Raw genomic sequence first — 15,898 nt, 5'->3', positions numbered from 1 at the left:
CTGCAAGGTGTGTACCAACGTTTTTTTGCTACTTGTCGTCATACATGATAAACGCTTTCGGCGACTGGTCGAAAGAAGGTCTCTTTAATCGAGATGGCGTTGACCGCCTTTGGGATCGTCACATTGTGCCATCCATCGCATGGCAATCAACCAGATTCATTGACTACTAGGTGCGATAGAGATTGTGCTGCCGAATGTAAGCATCCACTGCTGCGGGGACTTGGTAACGTATCGATCGGCCTTCCCGACATCGTTGTCGCAATTCCGTTGAGCTGATTTGTATAGCAGGGGCTGGGATAGGACGACCCACGCCTCGCTCCTTGAGCTGCGGAGACAGCATCCCCTCAGCCTCGCTCCAATCTAAGTCGGCAATCACTCCGTTACTATCCGGTCTTGCCATTACCGCGAGCCGTACAAGTTCCAGTAGTTGCTCAGGAGACTTCCATTTTTTCAAATCGCCCAAGCTATCTGCTCCCATCAAAAGCCATAACTCGGCTTCAGGGTACTCCATTTTGAGCGATCTCATCGTATCGACGGTGTAGCTAACACCTCCCCGGTCGAGTTCTCGCGTGTCGAGTGCGAAATGGGCGTTGCCGTTAATCGCCAGTCGAACCATTTCTACGCGATGCTTGTCTTCCGTTGGTTGCCGATCCTGCTTTAGCGGCGAAATATGTGCAGGGATGAATCGAATTTGATCCAACCCCAAGTATTCGCATGCAGACTCGGCCAAGATCAAGTGGCCGTGATGTATGGGATCAAAGGAACCACCGAATATTCCCATCTTCATTTTTAAACACTCCATTGCACCGATTAATCAATGCAATTTGAAAAGTAATGCAAGATTGAACGACTACGATTTCTGCAGCCGTTGCTTGATTTTCTCAAGGGGCAATGTGTTGATCACCATGGATGGTTGAACCCCAGCCCGACGTGCTTGCAAAATGCCGTACTTTAGCAAATCCAAATTGGATATCGAATGGGCGTCGGTGTTGATTGCAATCGCGATTCCTAGCTTGATAGCGGCTAGCGTGTGCACGTCGCTCAAATCCAAGCGATATGGGTTCGCATTGAGTTCCAAAATTTTGCCGTGCTCCTTGGCCGCCTCCATGATCACTTTCATGTCGACATCGTACGGTTCGCGCCTGGAAATCAATCGTCCCGTTGGGTGGGAAATGGCATGAATGTTTGGGTTTCGAATGGCATTCAAAATGCGTTGCGTGATTTGTTCGCGGGGTTGCTTTTGACCGTAATGGATGCTGGCGGTTACCCAATCGGCGTGTGCCAGGCACTCATCGCTTATATCCATCTCACCATTCTCTAGAATATCGCACTCAACCCCTTTAAAGACCCAGCACGTACAGTTTCCATCACGATTGAATTGATCGATCTCTTCCCACTGGATCCTCAGCCTCGTTTCATCGAGTCCTCGCGCCATGCTAACTCGTTTGGAATGATCGGTGATAGCGATGTATTCCAATCCTCTCGTCGCGGCTGCAGTCGCCATTTCTTCGATACTGTTCTCGCCATCCGTGGCGGTGGTGTGCATGTGCAGATCACCGCGAATGTCACTTATCTGGATCAATCCGTCGATCCAATCCTTGGCATCGGGCTGGAATTCGATTCGATCCTCGCGAAGCTCTGGCGGTACCCATGGCAAACCGAGCAGGTGATAGATCTCCTCCTCGGTTCGTCCCGCGACAGGGTGCGTTTCGTCTTCAATCTTGTAGACACCATATTCGTTGACTTTAAGACCTTTCGCTTTGGCCAGGCCCCGAATGTGAACGTTGTGTTCCTTGCTGCCAGTAAAATACTGGAGGGCTGCCCCCCAACTCGATTCGTCGACCACTCTCAAGTCGACTTGAAAGGAATCGGTCACCCGAACGCTCATCTTGGTATCGCCACGCTGGATCACTTCCAAAATGATGGGAAGTTTCGCAAAGTGATCCATAACCTCTGCAGGGTTCACACTGGTGACCAGCAAATCCAAGTCACCGACCGTCTCTTTGCCTCGACGGTAGCTCCCCGCAAATTCCATTTGCGAGATCGCCCCGCAGGAACTCATGTAAGATCGAATACGGCCGACCAGGACATCGGCTCGATCCATGAGCAGTCGTTGTGTCGCCTTTTCTGCGATCTCCATGTTTTGAAGAATAGCAGCTTGCGTTTTCTCGCCGAAGCCCTTTAAGCCGGCCACCAAACCGGACTCGCAAGCCGCTCTCAGTGATGGAAGATCTTTGATTGCGAGCTCCGCATAAAGCTTCATGGCTTTTTTGGCACCTACGCCCGGTATGGTCATGATGTCGCGAAGCGTCGGTGGAACTTTTTCCCGCAGAGTCTCGAGTTGTGGCAAGCCGCCCGTTTTGACCAACACAGCGGTTTTTTCTGCTAACGTGGAACCGATTCCGTCGATCGTGGTCAGATCTTTGCCATCGAGAACCCATTGAGCGATCGATTCGCTCCCTTCTGCTATGGCTCGCGATCCGTTGCGATAGGCGCGAATGCGAAAAGCGTTCTCCCCTGATAGCTCCAATAAATCAGCCATTTCCTCAAAAGCGGCTGCGATCTCTGCGTTAGTAATCACGATGATGGTAGGTTTCGGTTCCTCAGGAAAGGAACTCCGTACGTGTAAACTTTTCTGGTTAGGCTCCCTTGCTTTGAGCACGCAGAGATTGTAGCCACTTATAAAGGTCTGACGGCCAGGGCATCCGAAACTTTAGCAACTCGCTGGAAACCGGATGGCGAAATTCTAGTGTTGCCGAATGCAGGGCTTGGCGCGGAGCCCCACTCTTGTCCTCAACGCGTTCACCACTGAGCAGCTTGTTGTAAATCGGATCACCGCAAAGGGGAAAGCCGGCTTCTGAAAGGTGGATTCGAATTTGGTGCGTTCGCCCTGTTTCTAACTGGCATTCCACCAACGAGTAATCACCAATGGTCTCGATCGGCTTGACATGCGTAACGGCCCGTTGTTCGGTGCGATCTGGTTCCTCGCTCCGTTTGCTGCCCCGAACACCATCACCTCGATCACGGACCAAGATGTTGTCGAAGGTCTGGGCGGTCGGGTGCCCTTTGACGACCGCGTGGTACTTCCGTACCACCTCATGTTTGCGAAACATGCGTCCGAGTGATTCGGCAATGGTGGGGGTTCGCGCGAAGATCATCAATCCGCTCGTGTCACGATCTAGTCTATGAACTGCGATCACCGCATATCGTTTGATACGATGCTCGTATTGCCGAATCGATTCATGACTCTTTCGTTGCATCGGGCCACGTTTGTTGCTAGTGGTAGACTTTTTTACAAACGATTGAAAATGGGTCGCCAACGCATCAGGTAATAGTTCCTCCAACGTCGGCTGTAACTGTCGCCGCGTTTTCGAGAGATTGCGCTCTTCGAAATGTCTAGTTGAGGTAATTCCGGGTGGTTTCTCCACAACGACGAGAAAATCGTCAACATGCGCGAATTTGATCGCGGTTGGCTCAACCGGTTTGGGAAGCGACTCTCTCCATACTTTGATGACATCTTTGATTGTTAGCTTGCGAGCGGCATCCATGCACAGGTTGCCATTGATCTGAACTTTTCGCTTCAGAATGGCGGTGCGTACGTCCCCCCAGGATTGTCCGGACAATCGCTCCTTGAGCACGTTGGAGAGCGTGCGTCCAACGTCTTGCTCGGTGGGGTGGATCAAGACGAATTTTTCGGATTCTTTCATGTAGGGTTCATTGCCGATATTGGTTGTTACAGTCAGTACAAGCGGCACGTTTTGTCACAAAACGGATCACAGTACTAAGAAATGTTGTCAAATCGCTTCGAAAAGCAACCATCGAAAATCACATTTTTTCCACTCCCTCCATTCTAATCACAATACTGAATAGTTCGAGCGCTATGAGTGCTTGTCACTTAGGGATTGCAAAACTACCATTAGAGCTTCGTTTTGTGTCTGAACCTATCCTTCCACGCGTCGATGACGCAGATGGTCCATCAATGAAACACTTGAGCACATTATGGCTAATGGCCATTTCAGCGGTTGTATTCACGGTTGGCTGCAATCAACCCAGCGATTCTCAGTCAGCGGATTCTGGGTCCAAGGGGGGGGCTGCTGGCACAAAGCGACTGATTTTTGTTGTCAACACGGACGACCCCTTCTGGGATGCATGTCGCAAGGGGCTGGAGACGGCCGACAAGGACCTGGAACTGGCATCGATCGGCTACAAAGCAGTGATGGAGGTTCCAGATGGCTCCATAAAAGGGCAAATCGATAAGCTTCGGCAGATTGGTACCCAAAATGATGTTGCCGCTGTAGCGGTTTCGGCGATTTCTGCTGATAACCCGTCTATCGCATCAGAGCTTGAGCAACTCAAGGCTAAGAACGTCAAAGTCATAACGGTCGATGGGGACATGTTGCACTCCAAGTATCGAGCCACTCGCAAATACTATATCGGAACCGACAATGTGATCGCTGGTCGTGAGCTCGGAAAGGCAGCTCAAAAGCTGTTAAGTTCAAAAGGAGTAACGAGCGGAGGCTATGTCCAGTTTGTTGGTTACACCGATAACGACAATGCACGTCGACGCATGGATGGGTTCAAGGCAGGCGTTTCCGAAGCATTCAAAGAAATCGATCGCGTCAGCGATGAAACCGACTTGAGCCGTGCCCAAGAGAACGTTCGCAATGCCATTCAGAATCATCAAAAGGAACTTGTTGCATTGGTTGGGATTTGGGCTTACAACGCCCCCGCTATCGCCAAGGCAGTTAAGGCTGCAAAGATAAAGGACAAGACTGTCGTCGTGACCTTCGATGCTCAAGAGCAAGCGATCCGGGAAATGGAAGATGGCTTTATCGATGCCATGATGGTCCAGAACCCTTTCGACATGGGCTATCAAGCTGTGCGTCTGATGAAGGCGATGGTTACCGATGACGAGGCTACCCAAAAGGAGATGTATCCAAACCTAGAGCAAGAGAACGGTGACATATACACAACCGGGCTACGAGTCGTTGTTCCCAACAGCGGCTCCCCTTTAACGAAAGAGGACTTTGATACCGAAGTCGTCGAATTCATGACCCTTGATCAGTTCAAGGATTGGCTCGCTAAGTACGGATTGAAGAGTTCCTAATGTCCGGTTTCCGATTCAACGAGATTGCTCTAGTGATCGCCATCCTTTCGGTATTGGCGATTACAGTCGTGCTGGATAGCAACCACTCTTACGCGACCAATCCACAGGTCAATGCGGTTGAGATTGGTAGGCAGACGGCGCTGTTAGGTATCTTTGCTCTCGGTGCGATGGTGGTTATTGTATCCGGCGGTATCGATCTATCAGCGGGATCCATGATTGCATTTAGCGGAGCTGTTATCGCATGCACCATGCTGGCATTGAAGAACTGGAGCGTTACGGCGGGGTTTCCCGAATGGTCCATCGTGATACTTGGGATCAGTGCGGGACTCTTCTCTGGTTTTTTGGTCGGAACCCTGCACGCGTGGCTGGTGACCTGTATCGGATTACCACCCTTTGTGGCGACGCTATCGACCTTGGTGGGGCTGAGATCTTTGGCCCGAATTCTTTGTGAGTTTACAACCATAACGTTCGTTGGCAGCAAGAAGGCTCAGATCGTCGTCGAGCAGCAGTTTTTCACTTGGTTCTCCGATCCCCAACAAGTTTGGATCTGGATCGTGGTGCTGTGCTGTTTGGCATTCGTGACTTGGATAGTCATGTCCTGGACAGTCCTAGGGCGGCACGTCTACGCCATGGGGGGCAACGAGCAAGCGGCCAAGCTGAGCGGGATAAGAACGGATCGGTTGAAGTGGTTCGCCTACGTTTTTGGTGCCATGACGGCCAGTTTGGCTGGTGTGTTTTATCTCGCCAACGAAGGTGTTTCTGCTCCGGTGACACAAGGACAAGGGCACGAGCTCCGGGCCATTGCAGCTGCCGTAGTTGGTGGTTGCAGTTTGCAGGGAGGTGTCGGTACCGTCAGTGGTGCATTATTAGGTGCACTCTTTTTGCGAATCGTCATCGACTCCGTTTCCAAGATTATCAAGACCGGTGCTGACATTTGGGAAGGGTTGATCGTCGGTTTGGTAGTGGTGATTGCTGTAACGTTTAGCCAGCTCAACCAATTCCGCGCCTCAGGACGCAAGATCTTTCCAGGTTGGATGGGAGTTTGGTCGGTAGGCATTTTAACGGCGACGACAGCGTTTCTGATGCTGACCACCAGAGGGCCGGCTTTTGCGATCGGCGCGATCCCGGTGGTGATCATTGTTCTGGGGGGCTGGAAGGTCTTCGAGTCGCGAGGCAATCGATGATTTCGCTTCGCGGTATTGGTAAGTCATTTCCCGGAGTCCAAGCCTTAAAGGATATCAGCTTTGACTTTCGCGATGGTGAGCTGCACGCGATCTGCGGAGAGAATGGTGCGGGCAAAAGTACGTTGATGAAGATCTTGTCGGGGGTTTACACCGACTATGATGGCACGATCGAAATCAATGGTGAAGCGGTTCGATTCCGCGGGACCCGAGACGCTGAGCGAGCGGGGATCAGCATCATTCATCAAGAGCTGAATCTAGTCGAGCAGCTATCGGTCGCTGCGAATATATTTCTAGGCCGTGAAGCGAGGAACAGCTGGGGGCTCCGGGATGAAAGACAGATGGTGCGTCGGGCTGGCGAGTTGCTTCAGGATCTCGAGTGCAATATTGATCCGCGAACTCGGGCGGGTGCATTGAGGGTTGGTGATCAACAATTGGTTGAGATCGCAAAGGCGTTAAGCCTCAACAGTCGATTGCTGATCATGGATGAGCCGACCAGTGCTCTAACCGAATCCGAAGTCGCCAGGCTTTATCGCGTCATAGACAAGCTTCAAGCTCGCGGGACAACAATCGTCTACATCTCTCATAAAATGGAAGAGGTCTTCCGATTGTCCGATCGGATCACCGTTCTCCGCGATGGCCGCTTTATCGAAACGGTGGAGACCTCGGAAACCAACGCTGATCGCATTACGCAGAGCATGGTAGGGCGAGAGCTGGCCGCCGAAACGGATGTTACGACGAATCGCACGCCGGGCGAAATTGTCCTTTCGGTGAAGAATCTGGGGCTGGCATGGCCCGGGCACGCGCGGGGGTATCGACTCAAAGAGATATCCTTTGATTTGCGTCGAGGAGAGGTGCTTGGGATAGCGGGATTGATGGGGGCTGGGCGTACTGAGTTGTTAGAAGCATTATTTGGTGCGTCGATCATTCCGCCGACTGGTTCTATACAGGTTGATGGAAAAGAGGTTCGCTTTCGGCACCCGTCGGAAGCCATGCGACATGGAATGGCTTTGGTAACGGAGGATCGCAAAAGGCTGGGATTGTTTCCGGCGATGGATGTCGGGCAAAACATCTCGATGTGCGCGTTAAAGCAGGCACAGTCGAGCGGTCTGTTGAGCCGTCGAGCCGAAAACGGGCTTGGTAGCCGAATGGTAGATAAGCTCAAGGTGAAGACAGCCGGATTGCGGTCTGCGATTACGGGATTGAGCGGCGGCAATCAGCAGAAGTGTATCGTAGGACGCTGGCTGCTTACCGATCCTAAAATTTTGTTGCTGGACGATCCCACGCGAGGTGTGGATGTGGGCGCCAAAGCAGAACTCTATCGCATTATTCGCGAGCTTTGTGCAGGCGGCTTGGGAGTCATCGTGACCAGCAGTGAATTGCCAGAGGTTTTAACGTTGAGCGATCGAATCATGGTCCTCAACGAGGGACGGCAGGCTGCTATGTTCGATCGGAAAGATGCGACTCAAGACAGTATTATTCGAGCCGCCACGTCGTAGTTGATATACGAAATCCGGAGCTTCGATCTTGATACGGGCCAGATGATTTATCGAGCATCCACCCTTTGGCGTAGCGAGACAAACAATTCCTGCAGCTGCTGAGGGCTCATCTGCTCAAGCTGCTCATCGGACAGCACGCTCATGCCGAGCAATTCTTGAAGTAACTGGATCTTGCCTTCAATCTTGCCTTCGCTTCTTCCTTCGTCTTTCGCAATTCTTTCAATTGAAGTGACGTATGGCATATTCTTCTCCCATTCGATTTGTTGCAGAGTATCCCTAAATTGTAGTCATCTGTCCTAACGCCCTCCAAACGAACTGTTGCATCGGTATACCGACAATCCGATGCTTATTGTACCGATTCAGCTCCCTGTTTTCTGCAATATCCTCCGGAGAACCAGCACCCTAGCAAATCTTGAAGAAGAGCGATTTTTTGATCGCATTATCCAGCGCATGGTGGGGGAGAGCTACCTGGCGAAAATCCGGTTATACTGTTCTGACTGGTTGGGAAGGCCCCCCAATCTCCCCGATAGGTCTACTGCAAAAGAAACTATTGGCTATTCTGCGAACCTAGTTATGCTGTGCTTCGTACCTGCTCGAATATTTCCGTTGTTCCCATCTGCTTATATCCCAAGACAATCTATGGTACTTTCCCAATCTTTATTCGCGGCCTCTGATTTCTGGATGGCCAAATGGCTGACTCCGATGTGGTTCGTCGGCGTTGGGGTCGCTGCGGGATTAGTAGCTTTAATGGTGTTTTTGGCGATCTGCTTCGCTCTGAAGGGGGCACTGAAGGGCCTGGATCGGTTTCGTAGCAGTGGGGCTCTAAATTGGGTCGCCCTCGGGATCACTCTTGCTATGGGGGCAGGGATTGCTGGGTATTTGCTCTTGGTTAATGAGGCTGAGGTCTCAAGCGAATTGGGAATGATCTCGGTCGCAATGACCTGCATGATCGGGATCGTCGTATGGGCGACGCTTTATTGCTCGACCGATCGATTCTTTGGGGAGCTCAAAGCCTTGCTCTTTGAGGGTATTGGTGGAGCAATGCTCTCCGTTTTAGGCGCGGTCGCCGTTATTGGAATAGCAGCGACTCCTCTGTTCGATCGTCCGCTGGACGCTTTCGCGAGCATCCCACAATTGCTCAAACCGTCGACTCAGTATTTCACCTTTACCCTCCCAGGTGCGGGATCAGACGACGATCGTAAGTTCGAGAAAATCGACCTTATCTATTCTGCAGAAACGCTTGGGCAGGTGGCAATCGAATCCAACCGTCGCGTAATTCTGGGTGATGCCTCCGAAATTGATCAGCTGAAGTTTTCGACCGTAACCATCGAGCCTGATTCCCCTCGTTATTGGGATCGGATGATGGGGCCTGCCAAATCGCTATTGCCTCTTGCAATGGACGCTGAAGTATTCGCGCAGAATGAAGAGGTCGATCCTGCCGAACTAAAGATCACGATCATGTCTATCCCCCCGGTCCCTGAGGCCTTCACAATTCTGTTGTTTGCCCTGTTTGTCTTCCTGTTCGGTTTGTCATTTTTTCTTATGCAAGGTGTATCGCCAAAGATCGCTGCGATCGCGTTGTCCACTGCTAAGAGCGAGTTGTCGCAACCTCTCCCCAAGATCCTCGTCGTTATCGTCGCACTTGCGATTTTGCTATTCGTCTTCCTGCCGTTCAACACTTTCGGTGAAGACATCAAGCTGCTCAAGGACTGCGGTATCATATTAATTCTCGTCGTTTCCATTTTCCAAGCTGTTTGGTCAGCTAGTACTTCGGTTAGCGAAGAAATTGAAGGAAGGACGGCTCTTACGTTGTTGAGCAAGCCGATTCACCGCAGATCGTTTATCATCGGTAAGATCCTTGGAATCGGCTGGTTAATCATGCTAATGTTCCTGATCCTTGGCTCGGTGGAGTTGTTTTGCGTTGCCTTTAAGCCAATCTACGAAGCTCGAGAAAACTCGAAAGAGGCCCCTGTATGGCAAGTATGTCACTTTGAAATGCTACAAACGGTTCCCGGCCTTGGTTTAGCGTTTTTAGAGTGTCTTGTTCTCGGGGCCATATCGGTGGCCATCGGCACACGAGTCTCATTGCTAACCAACCTTGCGGTCTGTGCTTCGTTATATGTACTTGGGCATTTGACCCCTGTAATCATGGAGTCGGCCGCCGGTGGCCTACCACTTGTTGAGTTCTTCTCGCAATTGATCTCGGCCGTCGTTCCCAATTTGAATCTATTCTCGATGGAAGCGGCAATCGATGCGGAAGTAACGATTCCTTGGGTCGTCATAGCAAGTTTGTTCATTTACACCGCCATTTATGGCGTCGGAGCCACATTGCTCGGTTTGTTACTTTTTGAAGATAGAGACTTGGCCTAATTGACCACAATTGTTTATTGCTTCCCTGTCGAGGATCGACACCGAATCCGGATGCAGGCTGCAGCTCCGGATTGCAGTTTCATCGAAGCTACCCAGGATTCCATTCCCGAGTTGATCTTTGAAGCCGATATTTTCGTTGGCCACGCAAAAGTACCGGTCGCCTGGGATAAGGTAGTGGCGGCAGGCAAACTGCGTTTCATACAGTCCTCGGCTGCTGGGCTCGATCATTGCCTTGCTCCCTCGGTGATCGACAGTCCGATAACGGTGTGTAGTGCGTCGGGCTTGTTTGCCAATCAAGTTGCCGAGCAGACTTTAGCTCTGCTGCTCGGCTTGCTACGTGGCATACCTATCTTTTATCGCCAATGGCAAAAGAAAGAATTTGTAAGGCGGCCGACCGACGATTTGCATGGCAAGAAAATTGGAATCGTAGGCATGGGCGGAAACGGTCGCAGACTTGTGGACGTACTCGCTCCGTTTTCCAATTCCATTCGAGCCACTGATTACTTTCCTGAAGACAAACCAGATAAACTCCTGGATCTGCTGCCCCATACCGAGTTGGCAGAATTAGCTGCGTGGTCCGAGGTTCTCATCCTGACCTTGCCACTTAATGCATCCACGCGGGGGTGCATTGATGGTTCGATCCTCGCCGCGATGCCTAAGGGCTCCTATCTTATCAATGTCGCACGTGGTAGCTGTGTTAACGAAGCAGATCTGTGCAAATCGATTGCGAACGGTCATCTAGCGGGTGTTGGGCTAGACGTGACGGACGTGGAGCCCTTGCCTGTATCGAGCCCACTGTGGGATTTCCCTAACGTATTAATCACCCCGCACGTGGGTGCACAAGCCAAACTGCGAACGGATGATACCACGGATTTGATATGTGAGAATCTAAGGCGTTATTTCGCAGGCCAACCCCTTTTCAATATTGTTGATAAACGATTAGGCTTTCCCCATCCAAGCGTGCTTTACCGTCAAAGCAGATAAATGACTCAACAGTAGCTCGCCTAACTTAATCTTAAGCTTGCCATTGAAACGCCTCGACCTCGCTCTAAGAGCTCATCATGTGCGATTTTTGTCATCGAAATTGAGTACCCGTATTGATCGCGCCACTGCGGTGCAAGCCACTGTTCAAAAAGGGAGTCGATTTCCGGTTTCGCTACAATCGTTCTCTTGCAAGAGCCTTTAAGTGGAGTTCCGTCTCGGCAAACCAATTCCCCATGTCGGAATACCATTTTAGGGGACGAGAACATGCTCTCTGGATTCGAATTGCGTTCATAGACAACGACATCCCCCACGGTGCCCGCAGCGATTGAGCCTCGATCCATTAGACCTAAACTCTTGGCTGGCCCATTTCTGGTCATTGCAATGATCTCTTGCAAGCTGTATTCCCGTTTCAGAGATGGTAATGGACTCATTTCCTTAACATCAAGGTGCAATTGATCGAAGATCGACATGCGATAATCGTAATCCATTAGCAGTCGTATCAAATGTGGATAAGAGGTAAATGGCCCCCCGTTAGGATGATCGGTTGTCAGAAAGACACGCGTCGGATCAAGTATTCGTAAACTCAATTCTAAACCAATCGTCCACTGTAATCCGTGAACATATTGATTGTCGCGGTACCGAAAAGGCACAACCCCACAGCCTGCCTGACATTCGAGATCTTGGAAAATGACTTTCCTTGGTTTTGCATGGTTCCGGTTGTCGAATTGGTGCATTGAATCCGCCGACAGAGTTACCGTCTGCCCAAAAACGACTTGTCCGATATCGATAGTCACCTGAGGATTCCAGTTCACATACTCGGCAAGGCGATAGGCTTCCGAGCTAAAGCCGTGCTTGCCTTCTTTACCATAGCAGTGATACTGAGCGTGCGTTAAATGGATACGACGCCCTTCGACAGCTTCGAGCGTAGCAAGCGTGGATTCGATGTTTCCCGCCACTCCAAGATTGCTGCAATGCACGTGCAGCGGGTGGGATAACCCTAGTTCCTCAACCGCTTGCGACAATACCTTTAAGACTGTGCGTGGGGTGATTGGTAGGCGAGGGTGTGTTTGGTCAACATCCAGATGCCTAGCGTTGAATTTGAACGCGTCGATTCCACCTGCATTGACAACCTTGATCCCACAACACTGATGAGCGGTGAGCATCCAGCCGACGTAGTTGGTAATCTGACTTTGCGGGGCTCCACTTGCGATCCATTCTAGAAGAAGTCGGTCATTTCCCAGCAAAAGATATCCGCCGGTATCCAGCCATGGTACGTCTGACATCTCTGTATGGGCCATTCTGGCATTGGCAGGCAGAACGGCGGGCTCCAAGCATGTGGTATAGCCCATCTGCAGGTACCTCAATCCCGTTTCCCAAGCATTTGGGACCGGTGCGGTGAGTGGTCTAACGCCATGCGCCTCCACCTCAAGAGACGTTGGGTGCTTAACGAGTTCTGGCAAAAGCAGCCTCGCCAAATTGATCTTGCCACCGCCTATGTGGGTGTGCAAATCGATACCGCCTGGGGTCACGATACATCCGGCAACGTCATAATCGGCATCGATTTTCCGATTCGATGGGATAGAGTCCTGGATGAGACCATCGACGAGATATAAATCCGATTCTTCCGATCGATTACCGTCCAATAATGTGCCATTTCGCAAACGAGTAATCATTGATCTAGTTCCTCTAGCCACTGCGAAATAGAAGGGGCGTGTGCTGAAACGGACTCCCCTTTGGGTGCAACGCGAGCCATTACAACTTGATCCGCTCTCAGCATGTCCGCCGGTCGATCAACTCCAGCAATTTGTAATTCGAATCGAACGCTATGTCTCAATTCCTCTGGGGCATTTTCGGGCAAAATCTCCCGTGAACGTGGAACTGCAACAATCCTGCGACCTTGGAAATTCCTAGTCAAACTGCTCAGCCAATCATTATCCATGTGAGCTGTCTCATCCAATACAATCAAAAGAGAGCCCGGTGCATTTTCGTGTTCCGAAATCCAACGAGAGACATTGTTTACGATCGGATCATACTCGACCGACTCGGCTTGGAAAGAAACTCGTCCAGGATAACCTGTCGTCCACAAGCAGACATTCTGAAAAACGGCATCTTGACCTGCCAGTCCCAGAGCTCCCACACGTCGTGACTCGTTCCATTTCGTTTGATGTTCCAGCAGCCGTTCTATCCACACAGAACGATTCGCTGGATCGAGGGAACGAGGAGACCATAGTAGACTTATGTAATTTGCAGAACGCAACCTCTTTAGCAAGGGGCCGGTGGCGGATAGCTCGGAGAAGGCAGGCTCTTGTGAATGCATGTAAGGCACGGAGAAAAAGCTATCTAGTGCCGTCGGTATTCGTTGGATAGGAGAATCGATCCTCCAAACCTCATCGAATCGATCTTTCCATCTGGCTGCGTTCGAGTCACTATGTTGGCCGTGCAGAACAACGAGAGGTCTACGTCCCGGTTTTGACAAGATTGCTGGAAAATTGGGAAAGAGTTCCAAAAGTTCGTCATTCCCGAGCACGAAGAGGACATCGCTCAGATCTCTCACCTCCGCTAGCGACACCGTAACACCACCTGTACGGCTAGTCGCTAACGCCAAATCCATCGAAGCACCTTGGTCGGAAAAATCGATGGTGGCGTTATGCCTACGGGCGAAGGCGATTGCGGCTCGTGCGGATTCTACGGAGCTGATTCGACCGGTCAACATGATGGAATCGGCCTCGCTGAGCCACTTGTTTGCAAGGGTGCGTTTAACTTCATAGTCGGAAGTGCAGCTAGTTTCCGCTAAGTTGGCTGCGCGGGTTTCGGTACTCCTAGATTGAACAGTTCGTAGCAACTGTAGTCTCAATGGACATGCGTCGAGAATCGACGGATCGTCGCAGAGTAGCGAGCAAAAGGGACAAGTCATGGATGGGGTTGTCTAGGTAGGAGTGCGGTCGTCCGCATTGAGAATGATAACTTTGCCATCGCCCATTCTACCACTTCGAGTGGTGTTCACGATAACTTGAACGACTTCTTCCACTCTCATGTCATCAACAAACAAGGTGAGCTCAATCTTGGGGAGAAATGCTAAAGAGAACTCGGTCGCGGAATACTGATCCAAATAGCTTTTTTGACGTCCGAATCCTTTAACCTCAGCCACCTGCAATGCCTCAAGCGGTGCGAAACGCAGGTTTTCGAGAAGGGATTCTGCCACATAGGGCCGAACCACCGCGATCACAATCTTCATTCTTTTGATGGCGTTTCGAGTGATGGTTTCTCTGTTGCGATTTCCGTCGCAACTTGTGGATCGAAAGGTTTATTTTCGCGGTAGAGTTCCAGCAGTTTCTTTGCAAGACCCTTTTGTTCCCCCGGGGCTCGCTCGACAATCTTCTCTTGGATCCCGATGGCTAAGTCGAACTGTTTCGCGGACGCATGGGCAGCGGCTAAGGCGGCTAGATCGCTCAGGTCATTATACTGATTGAGATCGCAAGCCTTTTTGGCAGATTCGATTGCCCGGGTGGGATTACGAAGGGTTAAGTCGGTGCTGGTAGCCAAAAGCCATGCCAAATTCTGATGAGCCAACGCATAACTGGGCTCCAAGAGGATCGATTTCTCAAAATCCAGCAGCGCCTCTCGCTCCTTGCCCACGAGCTGAAGATTATAGCCTCGGTTGTTGTACGCGACCGATGCCTTCTCGTTAAGCTCGATCACCCGTGTAAAATCAGCGATCGCTTTCTGGTGGTCGCCTTGTTGAAAGTATAGGTAGCCACGTCCCATGATTGCGGGAATAAACTTAGGGCTGAGTACGATGGCTTTGGAAAAGTCTTCGACTGCTTTCTCCAAATCACCTTTTATTTTGTAGGCGGTTCCTCTTTGTTGCAGAGTGCCTGCGTTGTTTTCATTCATTGTCAAGGCTGCGGAGTAGTCAGCGATTGCATTGTCAAGCTGATTCCGTTGCATGTAGGCGGCAGCCCGATTGATGAAGTTCGCTTCGTTCTTTTCCCCCTTGGTAATGGCGACGGTGAAGTCCTCTATGGCTCGTTCGTATTCTTGCGTGGCTGACAGAAACAGAGCCCGGCTTGAGTAGGCGTTCGCGGTATCGTATCCCAGCTTGATCGCTTCATCAAAGTCCTTAAGGGCCTGGTCGCCCGCCCCACGAGCCCATTGGGCACCAGCTCTTAATGTGTAGAGACGCCCGATGGTTGGCTGCTCCCGAATCAACTCATCGTAGACCTCGACAGACTCCGCCAACGTCGAAAGATTAACTTTGTCTACAACCCCTTTCACACCTCGGAAGGTACGAACAAGGTAGCGGTGTCCGCGATCCTCGAGAATCGTGACCAAATCACCTCGCTCGATCACGTCTACCTCCTTCTCGCCTATCGTGAGTCGCAATTCGACCCGTGAAACGAAAGGTTCAGCTGGTATAGGTGGCTGCTCGGGAGCTTGCGAGGCACGGGACGCCGTGCTTTCCAGTTGCTCCTGTCCCCAAACGGATGCAGGAGAAGCAGCCAAAACGGCAAAGCAGCCAAGAAATAGCGAGGTTCGAAGCTCCGATCGGTTCAAAAATTTCATCGAATTGGCCAGGATTTACAGTATTAACAGAGCGAATAGGTCTGGGTTAACGAACACCTATTATCGTATCGTCGAATTCCGAGAGCTAGATCTCAGATTCTTGCCTGACCTCCTGGAATTGTGATATTCCGACAAAAATCCACCTGTCCTCCAGCCCGCAACTTGAACCTTAGGGAATCGGAATTAGAGTCACA

General features: G+C 51.0%; 13 protein-coding genes. 5 read left to right on the top strand and 8 right to left on the bottom strand.

Annotated features, from left to right (window positions below):
- Positions 1-166: 166 nt before the first annotated feature.
- The 3 genes from nadD to SH449x_RS03150 form a co-directional block, all read right to left on the bottom strand.
- On the bottom strand, positions 167-787 hold the full coding sequence (gene nadD / locus SH449x_RS03160; protein ID WP_482379866.1) for a nicotinate-nucleotide adenylyltransferase: 621 nt from the start codon (positions 785-787) through the stop codon (positions 167-169).
- 63 nt (positions 788-850) lie between these two features.
- Positions 851-2,581, bottom strand: a complete 1,731-nt coding sequence (gene polX, locus SH449x_RS03155; RefSeq protein WP_482379865.1) for a DNA polymerase/3'-5' exonuclease PolX — start codon at positions 2,579-2,581, stop codon at positions 851-853.
- Positions 2,582-2,639: 58 nt separating this feature from the next.
- Positions 2,640-3,707 carry an RluA family pseudouridine synthase gene (locus SH449x_RS03150; protein ID WP_482379864.1) on the bottom strand — a complete coding sequence of 356 codons (1,068 nt, stop codon included), beginning with the start codon at positions 3,705-3,707 and terminating at the stop codon, positions 2,640-2,642.
- 224 nt (positions 3,708-3,931) lie between these two features.
- On the opposite strand from SH449x_RS03150, the gene SH449x_RS03145 reads away from it, so the two are divergent.
- Genes SH449x_RS03145 through SH449x_RS03135 form a run of 3 tightly spaced genes read left to right on the top strand, consistent with a single transcriptional unit; the run spans position 3,932 to position 7,787 of the window.
- On the top strand, positions 3,932-5,107 hold the full coding sequence (locus SH449x_RS03145) for a substrate-binding domain-containing protein (RefSeq protein WP_482379863.1): 1,176 nt from the start codon (positions 3,932-3,934) through the stop codon (positions 5,105-5,107).
- A complete protein-coding gene (locus SH449x_RS03140) occupies positions 5,107-6,291 on the top strand; it encodes an ABC transporter permease (protein WP_482379862.1) in 1,185 nt (394 codons plus the stop codon). The genes SH449x_RS03145 and SH449x_RS03140 overlap by 1 nt, the downstream gene beginning before the upstream one ends.
- The gene (locus SH449x_RS03135; RefSeq protein WP_482379861.1) at positions 6,288-7,787 is read left to right on the top strand and encodes a sugar ABC transporter ATP-binding protein; all 1,500 of its coding nucleotides are present in this window, start codon (positions 6,288-6,290) and stop codon (positions 7,785-7,787) included. The genes SH449x_RS03140 and SH449x_RS03135 overlap by 4 nt, the downstream gene beginning before the upstream one ends.
- 47 nt (positions 7,788-7,834) lie before the next feature.
- Here the strand turns inward: SH449x_RS03135 and SH449x_RS03130 are convergent, their stop codons facing one another.
- Positions 7,835-8,029 (bottom strand): hypothetical protein, encoded by a 195-nt coding sequence (locus SH449x_RS03130; RefSeq protein ID WP_482379860.1) that lies wholly within the window; start codon positions 8,027-8,029, stop codon positions 7,835-7,837.
- A gap of 397 nt (positions 8,030-8,426) precedes the next feature.
- On the opposite strand from SH449x_RS03130, the gene SH449x_RS03125 reads away from it, so the two are divergent.
- Together SH449x_RS03125 and SH449x_RS03120 are read left to right on the top strand one after the other, a co-directional pair.
- A complete protein-coding gene (locus SH449x_RS03125) occupies positions 8,427-10,157 on the top strand; it encodes a hypothetical protein (RefSeq protein WP_482379859.1) in 1,731 nt (576 codons plus the stop codon).
- Positions 10,158-10,208: 51 nt separating this feature from the next.
- Positions 10,209-11,141 (top strand): D-2-hydroxyacid dehydrogenase, encoded by a 933-nt coding sequence (locus tag SH449x_RS03120; protein ID WP_482381803.1) that lies wholly within the window; start codon positions 10,209-10,211, stop codon positions 11,139-11,141.
- 20 nt (positions 11,142-11,161) lie between these two features.
- Here the strand turns inward: SH449x_RS03120 and SH449x_RS03115 are convergent, their stop codons facing one another.
- The 4 genes from SH449x_RS03115 to SH449x_RS03100 are packed head-to-tail and all read right to left on the bottom strand — an operon-like array spanning position 11,162 to position 15,704.
- A complete protein-coding gene (locus SH449x_RS03115; RefSeq protein WP_482379858.1) occupies positions 11,162-12,814 on the bottom strand; it encodes a formylmethanofuran dehydrogenase subunit A in 1,653 nt (550 codons plus the stop codon).
- Positions 12,811-14,055, bottom strand: coding sequence for a molybdopterin-binding domain-containing protein (locus SH449x_RS03110; RefSeq protein WP_482379857.1), 1,245 nt, complete (start codon positions 14,053-14,055; stop codon positions 12,811-12,813). The genes SH449x_RS03115 and SH449x_RS03110 overlap by 4 nt, the downstream gene beginning before the upstream one ends.
- A 12-nt stretch (positions 14,056-14,067) precedes the next feature.
- Positions 14,068-14,376 carry a P-II family nitrogen regulator gene (locus SH449x_RS03105; protein ID WP_482379856.1) on the bottom strand — a complete coding sequence of 103 codons (309 nt, stop codon included), beginning with the start codon at positions 14,374-14,376 and terminating at the stop codon, positions 14,068-14,070.
- Entirely contained in the window at positions 14,373-15,704 is a 1,332-nt protein-coding gene (locus SH449x_RS03100) for a tetratricopeptide repeat protein (RefSeq protein WP_482379855.1), read from the bottom strand. The genes SH449x_RS03105 and SH449x_RS03100 overlap by 4 nt, the downstream gene beginning before the upstream one ends.
- Positions 15,705-15,898 lie beyond the last annotated feature (194 nt).

This window comes from Brakhagea baltica (assembly GCF_052161605.1).
Taxonomy (GTDB): Bacteria; Planctomycetota; Planctomycetia; order Pirellulales; family Pirellulaceae; genus JBKCUI01.
The sequence above is the reverse complement of the archived record's forward strand: the minus strand, read 5'-3'. Positions and strand labels throughout refer to the sequence as shown.